The sequence below is a fragment of the Streptomyces sp. NPDC002853 genome (genome assembly GCF_053591915.1).
On record NZ_JBSFUS010000006.1, the window covers coordinates 225,596 to 246,256 of the forward strand.

The 20,661-nt window shown below is 67.5% G+C and carries 14 protein-coding genes; 12 read left to right on the plus strand and 2 right to left on the minus strand.

Annotation, left to right across the window (positions count from 1 at the left end):
* The first annotated feature begins 77 nt into the window (after positions 1 to 77).
* Both ACWD02_RS18175 and ACWD02_RS18180 read left to right on the plus strand, forming a co-directional pair.
* Positions 78 to 2,276: an ATP-binding protein gene (locus ACWD02_RS18175; protein WP_451211267.1), complete on the plus strand. Its 2,199-nt coding sequence runs from the start codon at positions 78 to 80 to the stop codon at positions 2,274 to 2,276.
* Positions 2,273 to 3,844, plus strand: coding sequence for an ABC transporter substrate-binding protein (locus ACWD02_RS18180; RefSeq protein WP_451211270.1), 1,572 nt, complete (start codon positions 2,273 to 2,275; stop codon positions 3,842 to 3,844). The genes ACWD02_RS18175 and ACWD02_RS18180 overlap by 4 nt, the downstream gene beginning before the upstream one ends.
* A gap of 27 nt (positions 3,845 to 3,871) precedes the next feature.
* On the opposite strand, the gene ACWD02_RS18185 is transcribed toward ACWD02_RS18180, so the two are convergent.
* Together ACWD02_RS18185 and ACWD02_RS18190 are read right to left on the minus strand one after the other, a co-directional pair.
* On the minus strand, positions 3,872 to 4,261 hold the full coding sequence (locus tag ACWD02_RS18185; protein WP_451211273.1) for a VOC family protein: 390 nt from the start codon (positions 4,259 to 4,261) through the stop codon (positions 3,872 to 3,874).
* A 215-nt stretch (positions 4,262 to 4,476) separates the two neighbouring features.
* Positions 4,477 to 8,352 (minus strand): GH92 family glycosyl hydrolase, encoded by a 3,876-nt coding sequence (locus tag ACWD02_RS18190; protein WP_451211277.1) that lies wholly within the window; start codon positions 8,350 to 8,352, stop codon positions 4,477 to 4,479.
* A gap of 523 nt (positions 8,353 to 8,875) precedes the next feature.
* Between ACWD02_RS18190 and ngcE the strand changes: the two genes are divergently transcribed.
* The 10 genes from ngcE (at position 8,876) to ACWD02_RS18240 (ending at position 20,525) form a co-directional block, all read left to right on the plus strand.
* Complete coding sequence (gene ngcE / locus ACWD02_RS18195) at positions 8,876 to 10,309, plus strand: N-acetylglucosamine/diacetylchitobiose ABC transporter substrate-binding protein (protein ID WP_451211279.1); 1,434 nt, start codon at positions 8,876 to 8,878, stop codon at positions 10,307 to 10,309.
* Positions 10,310 to 10,499: 190 nt separating this feature from the next.
* Positions 10,500 to 11,414, plus strand: coding sequence for a carbohydrate ABC transporter permease (locus ACWD02_RS18200; RefSeq protein WP_451212042.1), 915 nt, complete (start codon positions 10,500 to 10,502; stop codon positions 11,412 to 11,414).
* A 21-nt stretch (positions 11,415 to 11,435) separates the two neighbouring features.
* A complete protein-coding gene (locus tag ACWD02_RS18205) occupies positions 11,436 to 12,329 on the plus strand; it encodes a carbohydrate ABC transporter permease (RefSeq protein ID WP_451211282.1) in 894 nt (297 codons plus the stop codon).
* A 150-nt stretch (positions 12,330 to 12,479) separates the two neighbouring features.
* Entirely contained in the window at positions 12,480 to 13,742 is a 1,263-nt protein-coding gene (locus ACWD02_RS18210; RefSeq protein WP_451211285.1) for an ABC transporter substrate-binding protein, read from the plus strand.
* A gap of 111 nt (positions 13,743 to 13,853) precedes the next feature.
* The gene (locus ACWD02_RS18215; protein ID WP_451211288.1) at positions 13,854 to 14,732 is read left to right on the plus strand and encodes a carbohydrate ABC transporter permease; all 879 of its coding nucleotides are present in this window, start codon (positions 13,854 to 13,856) and stop codon (positions 14,730 to 14,732) included.
* Complete coding sequence (locus ACWD02_RS18220) at positions 14,732 to 15,616, plus strand: carbohydrate ABC transporter permease (RefSeq protein ID WP_451211291.1); 885 nt, start codon at positions 14,732 to 14,734, stop codon at positions 15,614 to 15,616. The genes ACWD02_RS18215 and ACWD02_RS18220 overlap by 1 nt, the downstream gene beginning before the upstream one ends.
* 199 nt (positions 15,617 to 15,815) lie before the next feature.
* Positions 15,816 to 17,015 carry an ROK family transcriptional regulator gene (locus tag ACWD02_RS18225; protein WP_451211294.1) on the plus strand — a complete coding sequence of 400 codons (1,200 nt, stop codon included), beginning with the start codon at positions 15,816 to 15,818 and terminating at the stop codon, positions 17,013 to 17,015.
* Between the two features lie 120 nt (positions 17,016 to 17,135).
* Entirely contained in the window at positions 17,136 to 18,254 is a 1,119-nt protein-coding gene (locus ACWD02_RS18230) for an ABC transporter substrate-binding protein (RefSeq protein WP_451211297.1), read from the plus strand.
* 193 nt (positions 18,255 to 18,447) lie between these two features.
* Positions 18,448 to 19,236: an ATP-binding cassette domain-containing protein gene (locus ACWD02_RS18235; RefSeq protein WP_363209857.1), complete on the plus strand. Its 789-nt coding sequence runs from the start codon at positions 18,448 to 18,450 to the stop codon at positions 19,234 to 19,236.
* Complete coding sequence (locus ACWD02_RS18240) at positions 19,233 to 20,525, plus strand: sugar ABC transporter permease (protein WP_451211301.1); 1,293 nt, start codon at positions 19,233 to 19,235, stop codon at positions 20,523 to 20,525. The genes ACWD02_RS18235 and ACWD02_RS18240 overlap by 4 nt, the downstream gene beginning before the upstream one ends.
* The last annotated feature ends 136 nt before the right edge of the window (positions 20,526 to 20,661 follow it).

Sequence of the window (20,661 nt, forward strand, 5' to 3'; positions counted from 1 at the left end):
GGCTGGTTTCCGGGGGAGCGCTGCGCCTCGCCCCGGTGGTGGCCGAAGGCTCCCAGGGGGAAGCAGGAAGTCGTCGGATGGGCAAGCCGCAAACGCCACTGCTGTACGGTCGCGATCCACTGGTGGGCTCACTCATCCCGTCACTCACCGGTCTGGCGTACGACGAACGGGCGCGCAGGAAACGGGAGTTCGGGGACGATGTGCCCGTCGTGCTGCTCACCGGGCAGCACGGACTCGGCCGCAGCGCCGTCCTCGACGGTCTCGCGCGGCACTACTTCAAGCGGCTCCCGCTGGCCCATGTGCGGGCCGTGGTGCCGGGGGCACCCGCCGCCGTGCTCGCCGTCCCCGCGCAGGACGGGGACGTGCCCGCCGAGCCCGCCGCCGACTTCGTCCAGGTCCTCGAGCGGATCGTGTGCGCGCTCGCACCCGGGATCGGCCTGTTCCCCGTCCTGCTGCCCGGCTTGTTCGCGGTCTCCGGCTGGTCCCTGGACAACGCGGACGGGCGGGACGCCGTGTGCGCCCGGCACGCCCGGCTCCTGATCGCCTGCGGCCTCATCGCCGGGGGCGAGCGGGACGTGGCGCGGCAGTGGTCGGAGCGGGTCGAGGCCTCCGTCGCCGAAGCGGCGGGCGTGGCCGACGCCGGCACCGAGCCGGTGGACGACGACGGTTCACTGCCGGTCACCGCGGCGATCCTGCGGGAACTCCAGTCACTACGGGGCCTCGGCCCGGCCCGGAACTGGTACGGGCGCCGGCACACCACACCGGACGGCGCCACCGGGCAGCCCGATGTCCTGCTGGAACTCGGCCGGCGCTTCCACCGGGGCGGCGACTACCGGCGCGCCGTCGAGAAAACTCTCATGGCGGCCTTCCTCAAGGAGACGGCCGACGCCTACGGCATGATGCGGCACCTGAACCGCGAACCCTGGCCCCTCATCCTCATCGACGAGGCGCATGCCCCCGCCGGGCAGCGCTTCCTGAAACTGCTCCTCCAGCACCGCGCCATCGCGCAGCGGCCCCACCGCGACCGGATCACCGTCGTCGCCACCCGCCTCGGCGACGTACCGCAGGAGGAGGCGCCGCAAGCGGTGCGCCGCGCACTGGCCGACCTGCTGCCCGCCGCGGGCGGCGCGCGGCGCAAACAGGCCGCCGCCATCTGGCGGCGTGCAGGACACGATCCGTCGGCCGGACTGCTCGTCGTGCCGCTCACACCGCTGAGCAGGGACGACGTCCTGTCGATGCTCGACCGGGCGTCCGTGCGGCTGCTGCACCCGCACCTGGCGTCGGCGCTGCACTCGCTGACCGGAGGGCACCCGGCGGCCAGCACCGTGCTGTGCGAGGCCGTGGTGCACGCGGCCCGGCAGAACCGCGCGGTGGCCCCCAGGGATCTGCTCGACCTGCCCACCCCGCAGGGGCGCCCCGTCACCCAGGTGCTCCTGGAGGACCTGCTGCCCGACCGGCGCCAGCGTGACCGGCTCCTCGTGCTGTGCCTGGCACGGGACAACGCGACCGCGGAGGCACTCGCCGAGGACCTGCGCCTCGACGGGCCCGAGCAACTGCCCGCCAACGCGGCGGCGCAGTATCTGGTGGAGCGGCAGTGGCAGCAGTCCGTTCCCGTCGACGCGCCGCTGGTCGAGAACCGGCTCCTGCAGTCGCTCCTCGTCCACGAGGCGCGCCGCACCTCGCCTCCCTCCGACGATCCGCACAGCTGGTACGAGATCCACCGCTTCCTGCACGCGCACCACGTGCAGCGCTCCGACGCCGAGGACACCGGGGAGGCGGACGCGCTGCGGCACAGCCTGGCCGCCGGGAACGCGCCACAGGTGGTGGACATGCTGGCGGACGAGTTCGGCGCGGAGGAGGCGGAGCAGAGCGTCCAGCACTGGCTGGAATGCCTGCGGCACTGCGCCACCGCCCCGACGCCGCCGGCCAGACGGACCGGCCCGGACGTGAACTCCCCCGATGAGTCCGGCGGTTGGAGCGACCACCGGGTGGAGATCGCCCTCGGGGAACACGCGGCCCGCTACACCCACCTCGACGAGGCGGGCCGCAGCATCAACCGGCTCCTGCACGCCCTGTGGTACCTGTCCGAGCCGTACGCCGACGCGGCGATCGACCCGGACGCCGAAACCCTGTGCCAGGCGGTGGGCGACGAACTCGGATTCCTCTGCCGCCGCCACCCCACCTGGTACGCAGCCCTTGGCAGGGCAGCCCGCGACTGGCCGGTGGCCGCCCGCAAACGGCAGATCCTGCCCGTCCCCGCCAGTGAGGGGTCATGATGTTCAACCACCCGCCCAAGGAGTGGGGCCCCCTCGAATGGCTCGTGGCCGCGGTGGTGGTCGCCGCCCTCGTCGCCGGCCTGGTCACCTGGACCGGCTCGCGTCCCGGACCGTGCGGGGACGGCCTCGAAGAGATCGCCGGGGAATGCATAGGGGTCACCGACCAGGCCTTCGACGCGGACGAGAGGACCGAGAGCCTCATCCAGGCCGTGGCCGACGAGAACGCCCGCGTCGAGCAGGACTGGGAGAACCCGCCGGGCGGCAGCGCCCGCATCCCCTACGTACGCATCGCCCTGATGATGCCGTTCACGTCGGACGCCTCCAGCGCGATGACCGGCGACATGATCCGGCGCGCACTCGCGGGCGCCCACGCGGCACAGCTGCAGGCGAACAGCGCCAGCGGGCCGCACTATCAGCTGCTCTTCGCCCCCGACGGCAGACACCTCAGCGAATGGGAGCCCGTCGTCGACCGTCTCGCCGAGATGACGCAGGACACCGAAGCCCCGCTCGTCGGGGTCACCGGCATCCCGAGCAGTACGACGGAGACCCGCGAGGCCGTCGCCGAGCTCACGAAACGCCGTATCCCCACGGTCGGCCCGGTCATCACCGCCGCCTCCATGAACTTCAGGTACTTCTTCAAGACGTCGCCCAACAACCAGGAGTTCGTCAAGGCCCTGTCCCACTACGTCGACCGCTACCCGCAGAAGAAGAAGGGCCTCCTGCTCTGGGACAGCCGTGAGGGAGACGTGTACTCGAAGAATCTGCGCGAGATCTTCGAACGGCACTTCGGCAAGGCGTACGACCTGAAGAACCACAACTCCCACTACATCGGCTCGTCCGGCAAGGACCAGGGGGTCCCGCAGCGCTTCGCCGACGCCGTGGCGAGGATCTGCCGCGACAAGACGGACACCGTCTTCTTCGCGGGACGTGACCAGGACCTGCCGGCGTTCATCAACCGCCTCGCCAATGAGGGCGGTTGCACCCGCAGCGGCAAGCTGCGGATCCTCAAGGTCGGCATCGGCCTCGAACCGACGCTCACCTCCGCCGACATCGAGCGCAGTCTGCGCAGGGCCAACGCCACGATCGTCGATGCCTCGGCCTTCGATCCCGACTGGGCGAACGACCCCGGCGGCGCGCCCTCGGGTTTCTCCCCGTTCCAGGCGCGCTTCAACACGATCGACAACGAGCACAAGCTGGGCACCAAGGCCTTGGCGGACGGGTACGCGGCCATGTACTACGACGGCTTCGCTCTCCTGGTGTCCGCCGTCGACCGGACGTACAGCGAGATCAGCGAGGACGGCAAGAAGACGCCCGCGCACCGGCTGCCCTCCACCAAGGACGTGTACAGCACGCTCACCCACCCGACCCTCAGCGACGACACCTGCACCGGCTGTCTCGTCGGGGCAGGCGGCACCTACGGGTTCACCGGGCCGGGCGAGAACAACCAATGGTCCGTCTGCAAACCCGTACCGATCATCGAGTTCCCCCCGGTGGCCCGCTCCGACAAGGAGAAGCTGCCGCTGTACCGGACGTACCGGGGGGACAAGGAGAAGAGCTGCCCGTCATGAACGGGCGACGCGGCGGCTCTTCGGCGACTACTCGGGGAAGCCGCCGTACGGCACCGTGATGAGCTCCATGGCGTGCCGCGAGGGGTCCAGGAAGTACACGCCACGGCCGCCGTCATTGGTGTTGATCTCACCCGGCAGCTTCTGATGCGGATCGGCCCAGTGCTCGATGCCGCGTGCGCTGATCTTCTCGTACGCGGCACCGAACTCGGCCTCGGAGACCAGGAAGGCGTAGTGCTGCGGGGTGATCTTGTCCGCGGGGATGGTCGCGAAGTCCAGGGTGACGGAGTTGCTCAGTGCCACCGCGATGAACGGGCCCCACTCCGAGGTGATCTCAAGGCCCAGCAGATCCGCGAAGAACTCGGCGGATTCCCGGTTGTCCCGGGCGTGGATGATCGTGTGATTCAGTTCGACGGGCAAGGAATGCCTCCAGAAGGCATCTCCCGACACCTCCATGCCTCACCCAGCCGGTGACCGACACGCGATGTCGCCGTGGATCTTATGCACGACGCCACCGCGGTGTCGAGCCATTTGCCTTGCTCCCGCGGCTACTTCGGGCGGTCGGCCATGAAGTCCCGCCGACAGGCCGTGAGTACGGCCTGTCGGCGGGACCTGTCTGCCACTCGTCTCGACGGTCAGCTCAGCAGCTCGACCTCCGCGAGCGTGGCGGAGCCGTCGGGCACGAGCCGGTAGTGCGCGTACGTCCCCGGGTCGTCGACCGTGAACACCCGGGTCTGCTGGTCCCAGGCGAAGGACTCGCCGGACCGCTTGTCCAGCTCCTTCCACTTCTCGCCGTCGGCGGAGCCCTGAAGGACCCAGCCGTCCGGTGCCTTCGCCTTGTCGGTGGACGACGTCAGCGTGTACTGCACGGCCTTCGTCTCCTTGGCGACCGGCAGGTCGACGGCCGCGTCGGAGGTCGCGTCCGTGGCCGAGGAGTTGTCGAAGAGCGCGCCGTCACCCTTGATGGCGTCACCGCGCGGCGAGGGCACCTTGTCGTCCTGCGTGACCGACGTCGGCTGGGCGTTCTTGCCCGTGCCCCACGACGACGGCTTGGGGCCCATGTCGAACTCGAGGACGCCGCCGCGTGCGATCTCCTTGTGGGGGAGCGCGGTGGAGTTCCACTTCTTGCCGTTGACCTTCAGGCCCTGCACGTACACGTTCTTGGCGCTGTTCCTGGGCGCCTTGACGACCAGGTCGCGGCCGTTGTCCAGGTGCACGGTCATCTTCGTGAACTGCGGGGAGCCGATCGCGTACTCGCCGCTGCCCATGACCAGCGGATAGAAGCCGAGCGAGGAGAAGAGGAACCAGGCCGACTGCTCGCCGTTGTCCTCGTCGCCGTGGTAGCCCTGCCCGATCTCGCTGCCGGTGTAGAGGCGGGAGAGGACCTCGCGGACCTTCTCCTGCGTCTTGGACGGCTCACCGGCCGCGTCGTACATGTAGGCCGCGTGGTGGGCGACCTGGTTGGAGTGCCCGTACATGCCCATGCGTACGTCGCGTGCCTCGGTCATCTCGTGGATGACGCCCCCGTAGGAGCCCGCGAACTCCGCGGAGCCGGTCTCCGGAGTGGCGAAGTACGTGTCGAGCTTGTCGCCGAGGCCCTTGCGGCCGCCGTACAGGTTGGCGAGGCCGCGCGAGTCCTGCGGGGCGGTGAAGGCGTAGCCCCAGGCGTTCGTCTCGGTGTAGTCGTGACCCCACACGCGCGGGTCGAACTTGTCGGACTGGACGCGCCAGTCGCCCTTCTTGTCCTTGCCCTGGAAGAAGCCCGGCGTGGTGCCTGCGCCAGCCGCCTTGTCGTCGAAGAGATGCACGTAGTCCCGGGCGCGGTTGAGGAAGTACTCCGACTCCTCCTTGTAGCGCTTCTCGCCCGTCTTCTTGTAAAGGGCCTCACCCATGCGGGAGATGCCGTAGTCGTTGACGTAACCCTCGAGCGCCCAGGACAGGCCCTCGTGGGTCTCGCTGGAGGTGTAGCCGAGGAAGGGTGAGGTCTCCATGCCCTTGCGGCCGACGCCCTTGCTCGGCGGTACGACCGTCGCGTTCTTCAGCGCCGCGTCGTACGCGTCCTTGGCGTCGAAGTCCACGCCCTTGACGTACGCGTCGGCGAACGCCACGTCCGACGAGGTGCCCGTCATCAGGTCCGCGTAGCCGGGCGACGACCAACGGGACGTCCAGCCGCCGTCCTTGTACTGCTGCACGAAGCCGTCGACGAGCTCACCGGCCTTCTTCGGCGTGAGGAGCGAGTAGGCGGGCCAGGTCGTGCGATACGTGTCCCAGAAGCCGTTGTTGACGTACGGCTTGCCGTCGACGATCTTCGCGCCGGTGTGCGTCGGGGTGTCGGGACCCGTCTGCGGCGAGAAGGGCGACGCGTACTGGTACTTCGACTTGCCGTCCGCCGAAGTGACCTTCTCGAAGCCCGAGTTCGGGTAGAGGTACAGGCGGTAGAGGGAGGAGTAGAGGCTGGTCCGCTGGCCCTCGCTCGCGCCCTGCACCTCCACCTTGCCGAGGATGTCGTCCCAGCTCTTCTGCGCGCGGTTCTTCACGCGCTCGAAGGACGTGCCGGAGGGGATCTCGCTGTTCAGGTTCGCCTTGGCCTGGTCGAGGCTGATGAGCGAGGTCGCGAGGCGCAGGTTGACCGTGCGGTCCTTGCCGGCCTTGAAGCGCAGGTAACCGGTGACGTCACCGCCGCCCCCGCCGTCGAGCTTGCCGCCCGCGGTGACGGGCGAGTCGAAGGTGCCGTACACGAAGAGACGCGTGGCACCGGTGGAGAGCCCGGACTTCACGTCCGAGAAGCCGCTGACGACACCGCTCTCCTTGTCGAGGGTGAGGCCGCCCTTCTCCGAGACGTTGTCGAAGATGACGCTCGCGTCGTCACCGGGATAGGTGAACTTCATCATCGCCGCGTGATCGGTCGGGGCCATCTCGGCCTTCAGACCGTTCTCGAACGTCACGCCGTAGTAGTGCGGGCGTGCCGTCTCCTTCTCGTGCTTGAAGGGCAGCGCGCGCTTGGTCCGGGACGCGGATGGGGTGTCCTTGTCGACCGACGGCATCATCTGGAAGGTCTGCCGGTCACCCATCCAGGGGCTCGGCTCGTGGCTCGCGCTGAACGCCTGGATCGTCGGCAGGTTGTCCGCGTTGTTGCCGCGCGCGTAGTCGTAGAGCCAGCTCAGGGAACCGGCGTTGGTCACCGGCGTCCAGAAGTTGAACCCGTGCGGCACGGCGGTCGCGGGGAAGGTGTTGCCGCGCGAGAAGCCGCCGCTGGAGTTCGTGCCGCGGGTGGTGTCCGCGTAGTCCGAGGGGTGGGCCTTCGGCTTGGCCGGGGCCTTCTCCTTCAGGGAGACGTCGTCCACCCAGCCACGGAACTTCGCCGGGCCCTTGGGGGAGTCGTACGCGACGAGCACCCGGTCGACGGTCTTGCCGCGCGCGACCTGCCCGATCCGGGATGCCACGTTGTTCCACTGGTTGACGTAGAGGCCCTTCGCGGCGCCCTGGCCCTGCGGGGAGAGCGCGAAGCCGTTCTGGTCCACGGCCTTGAGGTCACTCAGATAGGTGCCGTCGGTGAAGGCCAGGTCGACCGACACGTTCGTGGCGTCGTAGTCGAGGTCGCCCTCCGCCATGGACGGGAAGATCCGGTAGGAGAGCTCGGTGTCCCGGCGCACCGAGACGTTCACGTCGAAGACCTTGTTGTACGAGTAACCGCGGCCGTCCACCTTGTGGGTGCCCGCGTAGCGCAGCGCGCGCTTGCCGGTGAACCCGGCGCCCGACTTCGCGGTCGGGGAACCGCTGGGCCCGCGGTCCACGAGGGAGAGCATGTCCTCGGGTACGGGCGACTCGGTGCCGCCGACGGAGAGCTGGACGTCGGAGAGCTGGAGGGCGTCGGACGCGCCGTTGTTGGCGGTGACCTCCAGGCGGTAGTGGGCGTACGCGGTGCCGTTCTCGAAGTCGTACTTCTTGGTCTGGTGGCGCTTGTCGAACGTTTCACCCTTGCGGGTGTCGAGGACCTTCCAGTCCTTGCCGTCCGTGGAGCCCTGCAGGGTCCAGTCCTTGGGGTCGCGCTCGTCGTGGTCGTTCGCCGACGTCAGCGCGTACGTCACGGCCTTGGCGGGCTCGTCCAGGTCGAACTCGACCCAGCCGGTGGCCGCGAAGGTGAGCCACTTGCTGGTGGGCTCACCGTCGATCAGGTTCTCCTTGACCTCGCCGCTGCCGGAGTTCTCGCCGCTGGCGCGGACCTCCGTGACGTGGTCGTTCACACTTCCGGGTATTCCCGCACTGAACGCGCCGTTGACACCGGCGGTCCGCTTCTTGCCGTCGGGGCCGGTGTCCACGGTGTTCAGCCAGTCGGGCTGGGCGTCGCCCTCCTCGAACGAGGAGACGAACTCCCGCGCGGCTTTGGGCGGTGCGTCCGGTTTGGCCACCGCCGCGCCCTGCGCGGTCGCGACGAGCGTGAACGCGGCGGCTCCGAGGACCGCGGCCGAACGATGGTGTCTGAAGCGAGGTCTGCGTGATCTGTGCGGCATCCCCGAACCCCTCCCTGCGAGTTGGACAACGTTGTCAATTCGCTGCTCAGGGTCATGTAGGGCGGTAAGTGGTGGGTGGTGTCAAGGCTGTTGGAAGCGTCGCGGGAGCCGGCAGGGGTGACGGGACGCAGGGGAAAGTCCAAGGGGACCCAGGAGAAAGTCCAATGAGGTGCGAGTGGCTGCCGGGGAAGATCCATGAAGGGGAGCGGCAGCGGGTCCCGGACGCGATCGTCTCCTTCGGCTGAATTTGCTCACGCCGTGAACGAACCAGGCCGTGTCTCCGCGAGGTCTCAACTCGGGAAAGACTGCTGGCCCAAGCTGCGTTCGATCTTGCTCTGCTGCCGAGAAGTGGACTATACCTATCGGCACCCTGAGTGGCGGGTGCGAGCCCTTGCCATGTAGTTGTCGCACGCAACGCACCACGAAAGCTTCAACTGACCCGCGGTGTCGGGCCCTTCGCCAATGGCGAGCTGTCGGGAGCCCCGTACGCCGCCTGAGTCCTGGAGAAGGCGAGGACTTGAGCATGGGATCCACCAGCATCAACCGTCGTGACGTGATGAAGAGGGCGGCGGCCACCAGCCTTCTCGCAGTGCCGGCCGTCGGCGCCCTGAGCTCCTGCGCGAGCGGTGGCGGGGAAGAGAACAAGGCGGAGAAGGGCGAGAAGTCCAAGAAGAACCCGCTCGGCGTGAAGGGCGACGCCGGACTCGCCGTGGTCGTCTTCAACGGCGGTTATGGCGACAAGTACGCCCAGTTCGTGACCGACATGTACAAGAAGCGGTACCCGGACTCGGATGCCGGCCAGAAGTCGACGACGAAGATCGCCACTCAGGTGCAGCCGAAGATCGTCCGCGGCAACCCGACGGCCGACGTCATCAACAACTCCGGCGCCGACCAGATGAACCCCGGCAAGCTGGTCTCCAACAAGCAGGTCGCGGACCTCACCGAGCTGCTCGACGCCCCGTCGTGGGACGACCCGAGCGTCAAGGTGCGCGACATCCTCGAACCGGCGGTCGAGGCGAGCGGCAATTTCGGTGGCTCTGGCACCTTCCAGGCCGGCATCTCGCTGACGGTCTACGGCACCTTCTACTCCAAGAAGCTCCTCGAGGAGGGCCTGGACTCCGCGTACCCGAAGACCTGGGACGAGATGCTGGCCGTCTGCAAGAAGGCCAAGGCCAAGGGCATCCACGGCTGGAGCTACCCGGGCGGCCACCCGCGGTACATGTTCTTCAGCATCTACACGATGTTCGCGCAGCGCGGCGGGCGCGAGATCACCACGGCCATGGACCACCTCGAGCCGGGCGCCTGGAAGAACGACGCGGTCAAGGACGTCTTCGAGGCCTGGGAGGAACTGGTCGCCAAGAAGTACGTCCTGACCGGCTTCGACGGCACCGAGGCGCACACCGAGATGCAGACCGCCTGGACCAAGGGGGGCAAGTGCGTCTTCGTGCCCAACGGTTCCTGGGTGGAGAACGAGGCCAAGGACACCACCCCGAAGGACTTCGGGATGTCGTTCGGCCCGAGCCCGTCACTGGACTCGGGCGACAAGATGCCGTTCGGCACGATCAACGCGCCGGCCGGTGAGTTCTACGTCGTCCCCGAGAAGGCGCAGAACCGGCAGGGCGGCCTCGAGTGGCTGCGGGCGATGTACAGCAAGGAAGCCGCCCTGAACAACTTCAAGGAGCTGTCCGCTCTGCCGGTGGTCAAGGGGGCCATCGACGGTCAGAAGATGCCGCACGGTGTGGCGAGCGTGCAGGCGGCGATCAAGGCCGCCGGCGAGAACGTCGTCATCGCCAAGCACATGGACTGGTACAACGAGCTGTTCCGCGAGGACTTCAACAACATGATCGCCAAGTTCATGCTGGGCCAGATCGGCACCAAGCAGGCCATGGACATCATGGAGAAGGCCGGGGCCCGGATCCTCAAGGACCCTGACGTCGTCAAGGTCAAGAAGTCCTGATCAGCGGCGGATCAACCGAGAACGCGGGCACGTGAGCGAGGCGGGGCGGAGTGGCGTGAAGACTGACACCCGGGTGGACGATTCGCCACCTTCGAAGAAGGCACCGGACGCGGCGGGACGGCCCAAGTCGCCCAACGGGTTGCTGTTCGTCCTGGCGGTGCTCCTTCCGCCCCGCTTCACCCCGCAGAGCGTGCGCTACGACCGGCGCTACCGGACCCTCGACAAGTACCGCTTCATCGCGGGCTTCCTGTCGCTGCCGCTCGCCTTCTACGCCCTGTTCGTCATCTCGCCCTTCATCCAGGCGATCTACTACTCGTTCACGGACTGGTCCGGCGGTCCGGTGGCGAACTTCATCGGCTTCGACAACTTCACCAAGATGTGGAACGACGAGCGCTTCTGGGAGTCCCTGGAGGTCAGCATCACCCTGGCGGTCGTCGCCCCGGTGATCACGCTCGTGCTCGGCATGTTCTTCGCGTACATGATCACGTCGGGCGGCAGGCACCGGAGGGGCCAGGCCATCGCGGGCGTCGCGGGCTCCTCGCTCTACAAGGTCGTCTACTTCTTCCCCCAGGTCCTGTCCGTCGCGATCATCGCCGTGGTCTGGGGCCGCGTCTTCAACACCAACAGCGGCCTGATCAACGGCGGGCTCGACAAGATGGGCGTCGACGGCCCGGCCTGGCTGGGCGGCGACCGCTCACTGGCTCTCATCGCCGTGATGATCGTGCTCTCCTGGAGCTTCGTCGGCTTCTACGTGGTGCTGTTCTCCGCCGCGATGGGCGCGATCCCCAAGGACATCTACGAGGCCGCGCTGCTCGACGGCGCGGGCCGGGGGCGGACCTTCTTCAGCGTGACGCTCCCGCTGATCTGGGACACCGTGCGGACCGGCTGGATCTACATGGGCATCCAGGCGCTCGACTCGTTCGCGATCGTCCTGGTCATGGTGCCCGAGCACGTCCTGAAGGTGACCCCGGTCTTCCTCTACGAACGGTTCCGTGACGGTCAGTACGGCTATGCCACCTCCATCGGCGTCGTCCTCCTCGTCCTCAGCATGGCGTTCTCGCTGATCGTCATGAGGATCGGGAACCGCGACCGGATCGAATACTAAAGACCGCGGGAGCACTGCATCATGACCACGACCACCGCACCCCGCGCCGAGTCCGCCGACACATCCCGCCGGGAGGGCGATTCGGCGAGCGGCGCGACCCTGAACGTCTTCTCGCACGCCTTCCTCGTCCTGTGGGTGGTCCTCGCGGCCGGCCCCCTGATCTGGGTCGCCCTCACCGCGTTCCGTCCCTCGGTCGAGATCCTCAGCGATCCGATGGGCTGGCCGACCTCCTTCCACTGGGAGAACTTCACCAACGCGTGGACCGAGGCGAACATCGGCCAGTACGCCATCAACTCGGTGATCATCCTGGCGGGTTCGCTGACCGGCACCATGCTGCTCGGCTCGATGGCGGCCTATGTGATCGCCCGCTTCACCTTCCCGGGCAACCGGTTCATCTTCATGCTCTTCGCGGGCGGCATGATGTTCCCCGTCATCCTCGCCCTCGTCCCGCTCTTCGCGGTCATGGAGAACTTCGGCCTCCTGGACACCCGCCCCGGCCTCATGATCGCCTACATCGCGTACTCGCTGCCCTTCACCACCTTCTTCCTCACCTCCTTCTTCCGTACGCTGCCGACCGGCGTGCAGGAGGCGGCGATGGTCGACGGGGCCTCGCACACGCGCACGTTCTTCCAGATCATGCTGCCGATGGCCAAGCCGGGCCTGGTGAGCATCGGCATCTTCAACTTCCTCGGCCAGTGGAACCAGTACCTGCTTCCGCTGCTGCTCAACAACGAGGAGGAGAGCAGGTACGTGCTGCCGCAGGGGCTCGCCACGCTGGCGGTCTCGCAGGGCTACCGGGGCGACTGGGGAGCGCTCTTCGCGGGCCTGACGATCGCGATGCTTCCGGTGCTCGTCGTGTACGCGGTCTTCCAGCGGCAGGTGCAGGCCGGGCTCACCGCGGGTGCTCTCAAGTGACCCTGTTCGCGGGTGATTTCAGCTTGGCCACGAAAGTGGTCTAGGCCTGTTGTGCCAATTCCGGCCGTGAGTAATGTCGGCCCCACGGCGCCGCGGGGGGAACCTTTTGCCCGCGTTCAAGTCGACACCGATGTCGAAGGGTTGAACAGCATGAGGAATCGATTGATCGCCACCGGTGCGGCAACGCTCGCGATGGCAATGGGAGTTACCGCCTGCGGCGGTGACAGCGACAGCGGTGACGGCAAGACCATCAAGATCGTCGCCGCCGACTACGGCGACAAGGCCTCCAACGCCTCCAAGAAGTACTGGAACGGCGTGAAGAAGGACTTCGAGGCGGAGAACAAGGGCTACAAGGTCGACGTCCAGGTCATCAACTGGAACGAGATCGACAAGCAGGTCAAGAACATGATCCAGGCGGGCAACCAGCCCGACCTCCTGCAGACCGGCGGCTACGCCGACAAGGTCGCGGACGACCTGCTCTACAAGGCCGACGAGGTCCTCTCGCCCAAGACGCAGGAGAACCTCATACCCACCTTCGCCAAGGCCGGCGAGGTCAAGGGCACGCAGTACGGCATCCCGTGGGTCTCCTCCAGCCGCGTCATGTTCTACAACAAGGCCGTCCTGAAGAAGGCGGGGGTCAAGACGCCGCCCAAGACCTGGGACGAGGTCGCCGCGGCCGCCAAGAAGATCAAGTCCTCCAAGGCAGCCGACACCCCGTACGCCCTGCCGCTCGGCCCCGAGGAGACCCAGGGCGAGACGATGATGTGGGAGCTCGGCAACGGCGGTGGCTACACCGACGAGAGCGGCAAGTACACGCTGGACAGCGCGCAGAACGTCGAGACCTTCGACTGGCTGCAGAAGAACCTCGTGAAGCCCGGCCTCACGTACTCCAACCCGGCCTCCACCGACCGCAAGACGGCCTTCGCGGACTTCGCGGCCGGCAAGGTCGGCATGCTCAACGGCCACCCGAGCCTGATCCAGATGGCCAAGGACGGCAAGGTCGACTACGGCGTCGCGCCGATCCCCGGCAAGGACGCGCCGCTGGAGTCCACCCTCGGCGTGGCCGACTGGATGATGGCGTTCAAGGACGGCGGCGCCGAGAAGGAAGGCGTCAAGAAGTTCCTGGACTTCACGTACTCCAAGAAGATGCTGGAGTTCGACGAGATGTACAACCTGATGCCCGTCACCCAGGACGCGCTGAAGGAGATGCAGACCAACGGCAAGCACAAGGACCTGGAGCCGTTCTTCGAGGTCCTGCCGAACGCCAAGTTCTACCCGCTCGGCGACACCGCGTGGGACGTCATCTCCGCCGAGATGAAGAAGACCGGCGGCAAGGCCGTGAGCGACGACCCGAAGACGGTCCTCGGTGACCTGCAGAAGAAGGCGGAAGCGGCGGCTGCCGAGGCCAAGTAGCAGGCAGCCAGCTCCCGTTCGCTCCGTACGCAAGGAGTCGTTGTGTCACTGAAGGCCCCTCCGCCCCCGGCCGACGCAGGCCGGGGACGGAGCGGGCGCGCACCCAGGCCGGTGAGCCGCCGCAGCGGCATCGCCCGGCTCGGCCCGCTGCCCTGGATAGCGCCCGTCATCCTGCTGATCCTCGCCGTGGTCATCTGGCCGGTCGTCGAGCTGATCCGCACCTCGTTCCTCAACATTTCGATCGCCGGCATCGTGCGCGGCAGCGCGGGGACCGACAAGTACAAGAAGCTCTTCGAGGAGACCGACTTCGGGGCGGTCCTGCTCTGGACGGTCATCTGGACCGTCGTCGTCGTGAGCGTGACGATGCTCCTCTCGCTGGCCCTCGCCCAGCTCTTCAACCAGAAGTTCCCCGGCCGCACCGTCACCCGCTGGGCGCTCATCGCGCCCTGGGCGGCATCCGTCCTGATGACCGCGATCGGCTTCAAGTGGATGCTCAACCAGACGGCGGGCGTGCTCAACACGCTGATGCTGGACCTCGGCCTCATCGACAAATCGAAGGACTGGCTCGGCACACCGGAGACGGCCTGGCCCTGGATGATGGCCGTGGCGATCTTCGTGTCGCTGCCCTTCACCACGTACACGCTGCTCGCCGGTCTGCAGACCATCCCGCACGAGGTCTACGAGGCGTCGCGGATCGACGGGGCGAGCCCCTGGCAGACGTACCGGCACATCACCGTGCCGATGCTGCGGCCCGCGTTCCTGGTCGGCGTGGTCATCAACCTCATCAACGTCTTCAACTCCTTCCCGATCATCTGGGCCATGACGCAGGGCGGCCCCGGCTATGACACCTCCACGACCATGGTGTTCATGTACAAGTTGAAGGAGACCGACATCGGTGAATCCGCCGCCATGTCCGTGGTCAACTTCGCGATGGTCGTCGTGCTCGTGCTGATCTTCCTGAAGGTCAGCCGCTGGAACGAGGAGGACTGATGGCCACCGCGACCCAGACCCGCGCGGGGTCCCCGAAGAGTCCCGCGCCCCGGCTCAAGGCCAAGCGCACGTTCCGGCCGCGCACCCTGGTCATCACCGTGGTCGCCTGGGCGCTGGCGGCGATCTTCCTGGCTCCGTACCTGGAGATGGTGATCACCGCGCTCCGGCCCAAGGAGGAGCTGCGGGACCGGACGTATCTCCCGAGCAACCTGGAGTGGTCGAACTTCATCGAGGTCTGGAAGGAGTCGGAGCTCGGCCAGAACCTCCAGGTGACGCTGCTCGTCGCGGGCGGTGCCACGCTCCTGGTGCTCCTGGTCTCGCTGCCCGCCGCGTACTACACCGCGCGCATGCGCTACCGCGGGCGCAAGGCCTTCCTGCTCCTCGTCCTGATCACGCAGATGTTCCAGCCCACCGCCCTCCTGGTCGGTCTCTACCGCGAGTTCCACCAGCTGGACATGCTCAACTCGGTCTGGACGCTGATCATCACGAACGCGGCGTTCAACCTTGCGTTCGCGGTGTGGATCCTGACGGCCTACATCGGCTCCATCCCGAAGGAGCTCGAGGAGGCGGCCATGGTGGACGGCACCAGCCGCTTCGGGGCGATGGTGAAGGTGACGCTGCCGCTCGCGCTGCCGGGCGTGGTGACCGCGGTGATCTTCACTTTCATCACCTCGTGGAACGAGTTCGTGATGGGCCTCACGCTCACCACCGAGCCCGACAAGCAGCCGCTGACCGTCGGCATCAACAACTTCATCGGCGCCTACACCGTGGAGTGGAACTACCTCTTCGCGGCCTCCGTGGTGGCGATCGTGCCGGTCATCGTGCTCTTCGCCTTCATCGAGCGGCACGTGGTCTCGGGTCTCACCGCGGGTTCGGTCAAGTAACGGATCGACCCGCACAGGCCGGGTCTGGGTGGTTTGGGGTGCATCCTCGCCACTTGGACCCGGCCTGTCCCGCTGTTCAAGGGTGCCGATTTGGGTCAAGGACTTGACTGCGCCAACCCGTTCAGCAGAGCTTGGAGTTCACAACTTGTACGGGCAGCGACGTCGCTGTTACGTCATACGGAAAAGGGTGGCTGAGTCAATGGAGACTCCGGGGTCGCAGTCGTCGCTGCACCGGGCCAATCTCGAGCGGGTCGTACGTGCCGTACGGCTCGCCGGATCGCTCACTCAGGCGGAGATCGCCAGGACGACGGGACTGTCCGCGGCCACGGTCTCCAACATCGTCCGGGAGCTCAAGGACGGCGGAACGGTCGAGGTCACGCCCACCTCGGCAGGTGGCCGCAGGGCCCGCAGCGTCTCGCTCAGCGGCGATGCGGGCATCGTCATCGGCGTGGACTTCGGCCACACGCACCTGCGCGTGGCGGTGGGGAACCTCGCCCACCAGGTGCTCGCCGAGGAGTCCGAGCCGCTGGACGTGGACGCGTCGGCCGCGCAGGGCTTCGACCGCGCCGAACAGCTGGTCAGCAGGCTGATCGGGGTGACCGGCGTGGACCGCGCGAAGATCGCGGGCATCGGCCTCGGCGTGCCGGGCCCCATCGACGTCGAGTCCGGGACGCTCGGCTCGACGTCGATCCTGCCGGGCTGGACCGGCACCAAGCCCGCGGAGGAGCTCAAGGACCGCCTCGGCGTCCCCGTGCACGTCGACAACGACGCCAACCTCGGCGCGCTCGGCGAGCTGGTGTGGGGCAGCGGCCGCGGGGTCAGGGACCTGGCGTACATCAAGGTCGCGAGCGGTGTCGGCGCCGGCCTGGTGATCAGCGGACGGATCTACCGCGGCCCCGGCGGCACCGCCGGCGAGATCGGGCACATCACCCTGGACGAGTCGGGTCCGGTCTGCCGCTGCGGCAACCGCGGCTGCCTGGAGACCTTCGCGGCGGCCCGCTATGTGCTGCCCCTGCTCCAGTCCAGCCACGGCACCGAGCTGACCATGGAGCGCGTGGTCGCCCTGGCGCGCGAGGGCGACCCGGGCTGCCGGCGGGTGATCGCCGACGTCGGCCGCCACATCGGCAGCGGTGTGGCGAATCTCTGCAACCTCCTGAACCCCAGCAGGGTCGTCCTCGGCGGCGACCTGGCGGAGGCCGGTGAGCTGGTCCTGGGGCCCATCAGGGAGTCCGTGGGGCGCTACGCGATCCCCAGCGCGGCCCGGCAGCTGTCCGTCCTTCCCGGGGCGCTGGGCGGCCGCGCGGAGGTGCTCGGGGCGCTGGCTCTCGCGCTCAGCGAAATGGGCGATTCGACCCTTTTGGACGGCTCTCTGCCCGCCACCGCACCTGCCTTCACTTAGATAACGCATGGCACCGTTGTCATCTCGTTAAGGATTTACTCCTTGACGCTGGTGTGGCGGCCGAGTTGACTTCGAGCCACCTCGGCCGCAACGACGCGGCCACGTCAGGGAGGTTCCCGAATGAACACGCGTATGCGTCGTGCCGCCGTTGCCGTTGCCGCCACCACCATGGCCGTCACCCTTGCTGCCTGTGGCAGCGCCAAGGAGTCCGGCGGTGACAAGGATGAAGCGGGCTCCGGCTCGAAGAAGGGCGACGCGCTGAACATAGGTCTGCTCCTGCCGGAGAACCAGACCGCGCGTTACGAGAAGTTCGACAAGCCGCTGATCGAGAAGCACGTCAAGGAGCTGACCGACGGCAAGGGCAAGATCACCTACGCCAACGCCAAGCAGGACGCTTCCGTTCAGAACCAGCAGGCCGACACCATGATCACCAACAAGGTGGACGTGCTGATCGTGGACGCGGTGGACTCCAAGGCCATCGCCGGTTCGGTCAAGAAGGCCAAGGACGCCGGCATCCCGGTCGTGGCGTACGACCGCCTCGCCGAGGGCCCCATCGACGCGTACACCTCGTTCGACAACGAAGAGGTCGGCCGCGTCCAGGGCAAGGCCCTCATCGAGGCCCTCGGCGACAAGGCCAAGGGCGGCACGATCGTGATGATGAACGGCGCGATCACCGACCCGAACGCCAAGCTCTTCAAGAAGGGCGCCGAGTCCGAGCTCAAGGGCAAGGTCAAGATCGGCAAGTCGTACGACACCAAGGAGTGGAAGCCGGAGAACGCCAACGCCAACATGGAGGGCGCGATCTCCTCCATCGGCAAGGACAAGATCGACGGCGTCTACTCCGCGAACGACGGCATGGCGGGCGGCATCATCACCGCCCTCAAGGCCGCCGGCATCAGCAAGCTTCCCCCGGTCACCGGCCAGGACGCCGAACTCGCCGGTGTGCAGCGCATCGTCGCGGGCGAGCAGTTCATGAGCGTCTACAAGTCCTACCCGCAGGAGGCCGAGGTCGCCGCGAAGATGGCCGTCGCGCTCGGCAAGGGCGAGAAGCTCGACTCGATCGCCAAGACGACCGTCGACAGCCCCACCGCCAAGGACGTTCCCACCGTGCTCGTGCCGGTCGTCTCGCTGACCGACAAGAACATCAAGGAGACCGTCATCAAGGACGGGATCTACGCGGTCGACGAGATCTGCACCGCCAAGTACAAGGCCGACTGCGCCAAGGTCGGCCTGAAGTAAGTCCCCGCTCCAGCCCGGGACTTCACCACCATTGAGGCCTGTCCGGCGCCCCGTTCCAACAGCCCCGCAGCTCTAGGCGGGGCGCCGGACAGAAACGCGCACCGGTCGCGTACAGGTCTTTTCGTTCGTTGCGTTCTTCTCGTTCTTCTCGTTCTCTTCTGTTCAACCTCCCGCCGGTCAGGCGGCGAAGGAGATGGTTCACGTGTCCGCTACGCCCGTGTTGGCGTTGCGCGGGGTCTCCAAGCGATTCGGTGCCGTCCAGGCGCTCACCGACGTCGAGCTTGAGGTCCACGCCGGTGAGGTGGTCGCCCTGGTCGGCGACAACGGCGCAGGAAAGTCCACGCTGGTCAAAACGATCGCCGGCGTGCATCCCATCGATGACGGCGTCATCGAGTGGGAGAGCAAGGCCGTATCGATCAACAAGCCGCACGACGCCCAGAACCTGGGCATCGCGACCGTCTACCAGGACCTCGCGCTGTGCGACAACATCGACGTCGTCGGCAATCTCTACCTCGGTCGTGAGCTGCGCAGGCGCGGTGTGCTCAACGAGGTCGAGATGGAGCGCCGCGCCCGCGAGCTGCTCACCACGCTGTCGATCCGCATACCCAGCGTCCGCATCCCGATCGCCTCGCTCTCCGGCGGTCAGCGCCAGACGGTGGCGATCGCCCGCTCGATGCTCGGCGAGCCCAAGCTCGTCATCCTCGACGAGCCCACCGCCGCACTCGGCGTGGAGCAGACCGCCCAGGTCCTCGACCTGGTGGAGCGGCTGCGTGAGCGTGGCCACGCGGTCATTCTCATCAGCCACAACATGGCGGACGTCAAGGCCGTCGCGGACAAGGTGGCGGTGCTCCGGCTCGGCCGGAACAACGGCGTCTTCGACGTGAAGTCCACCTCGCAGGAAGAGATCATCTCCGCCATCACGGGCGCCACGGACAATGCCGTGACCCGTCGCGCGGCGCGCAATGGGGAGGCCCAGAAGTGAGCAGCATCGACAAGACCTCCACGCCCGGCGACGCACCCGTCGACGCCCCGGCGGCCGCCGCCGACGCCGTCACCGCGGTCGACCCGCGCCTCCTGGTGCGCGAGCAGGGCTTCGCGGGCTACATCACCGAGTTCAAGCGGAAGATGCGCGCCGGTGACCTGGGCTCCATCCCGGTCGTCGCGGGCCTCATCATCATCTGGGCGATCTTCGCCTCGATGAACTCGCGCTTCATGACCGCGGAGAACCTCAGCAACATCTCCGTCGCCATGGTCGGCACCGGCATGATCGCCGTCGGCATCGTCTTCGTGCTGCTGCTCGGCGAGATCGACCTGTCGGTCGGCTCGGTCAGCGGTGTCGCGGGCGCGGTCGCCGCCGTTCTCGCCGTCACGCACGGCGCCCCCGAGTGGATCGCGCTGCTCGTCGCCATCCTCTCCGGCACCGTGATCGGCACCATCCACGGCTTCTTCTTCGCGCGCATCGGCGCCCCGGCGTTCGCCGTCACCCTGGCGGGCCTGCTGTTCTGGCAGGGCTTCATGCTCCAGATCCTGGGTGACAACGGCACCATCAACCTGGACTCCGAAGGCCTGATCGCCAAGCTGACCTCGTACTACTTCACGGACGTCGCCGCGGCCTACGGCCTCGCGATCGTCGCGGTCGCGGCCTTCTTCCTCTCCTCCTTCCTGGACAGCCGCCGCCGCGAGGCCGCCGGTGTCCCGTCCAGGCCGCTGAGCGAGATCATCGTCCGTACCGCGGTGCTCGCCGTGGTGGCCTTCGCCGCCGCGATCATGTTCAACCAGTACAAGGGCCTGCCCCTCGCCCTGGTGATCTTCCTGGTGGTCCTGGTCGGCACCGACTTCGTGCTCCGCCGCACCGGCTACGGCCGCAAGGTCTTCGCCCTCGGCGGCAGCGTCGAGGCGTCCCGCCGCGCGGGCATCAACGTCACCCTGATCCGTACGTCGGTCTACGCGATCGCCGGTACGTTCGCGGCGGCGGGCGGCCTCTTCATGGCCTCCAAGATCGCCGCGGCCAACCAGGGCGCCGGCACCGGTGACCTCCTGATGAACGCCATCGCGGCGGCCGTCATCGGCGGCACCAGCCTCTTCGGCGGCCGCGGCCGCACCTGGAACGCCCTCCTGGGTGTCATGGTCATCACCTCGATCCAGTACGGCCTGGCGCTCGAAGGCATCGCGACGCCGGTCCAGTACATGATCACCGGTGGCGTACTGCTCGCCACGGTTGTGATCGACTCCGTGACGCGCAAGACCCAGAAGACGGCAGGCCGCGCCTGACCTGCCAGAACCCAGAGCAGAGCTGCCCGGTACCGCAATGGAGCGGTGCCGGGCAGCTCTCTGTGCGGGGGCCGGACACCGCCGATCGCGTGACGCGGAACTCACGGCCCGGACGCCGTCCGCAACGGCGGAACAT

Coding starts and splice junctions, on each gene's coding strand:
- ACWD02_RS18175 (WP_451211267.1), top strand. CDS start 78: ATGGGCAAGCCGCAAACGCCACTGCTGTACGGTCGCGATCCACTGGTG.
- ACWD02_RS18180 (WP_451211270.1), top strand. CDS start 2,273: ATGATGTTCAACCACCCGCCCAAGGAGTGGGGCCCCCTCGAATGGCTC.
- ACWD02_RS18190 (WP_451211277.1), bottom strand. CDS start 8,352: ATGCCGCACAGATCACGCAGACCTCGCTTCAGACACCATCGTTCGGCC.
- ngcE (WP_451211279.1), top strand. CDS start 8,876: ATGGGATCCACCAGCATCAACCGTCGTGACGTGATGAAGAGGGCGGCG.
- ACWD02_RS18205 (WP_451211282.1), top strand. CDS start 11,436: ATGACCACGACCACCGCACCCCGCGCCGAGTCCGCCGACACATCCCGC.
- ACWD02_RS18210 (WP_451211285.1), top strand. CDS start 12,480: ATGAGGAATCGATTGATCGCCACCGGTGCGGCAACGCTCGCGATGGCA.
- ACWD02_RS18220 (WP_451211291.1), top strand. CDS start 14,732: ATGGCCACCGCGACCCAGACCCGCGCGGGGTCCCCGAAGAGTCCCGCG.
- ACWD02_RS18225 (WP_451211294.1), top strand. CDS start 15,816: ATGGAGACTCCGGGGTCGCAGTCGTCGCTGCACCGGGCCAATCTCGAG.
- ACWD02_RS18230 (WP_451211297.1), top strand. CDS start 17,136: ATGAACACGCGTATGCGTCGTGCCGCCGTTGCCGTTGCCGCCACCACC.
- ACWD02_RS18235 (WP_363209857.1), top strand. CDS start 18,448: ATGGTTCACGTGTCCGCTACGCCCGTGTTGGCGTTGCGCGGGGTCTCC.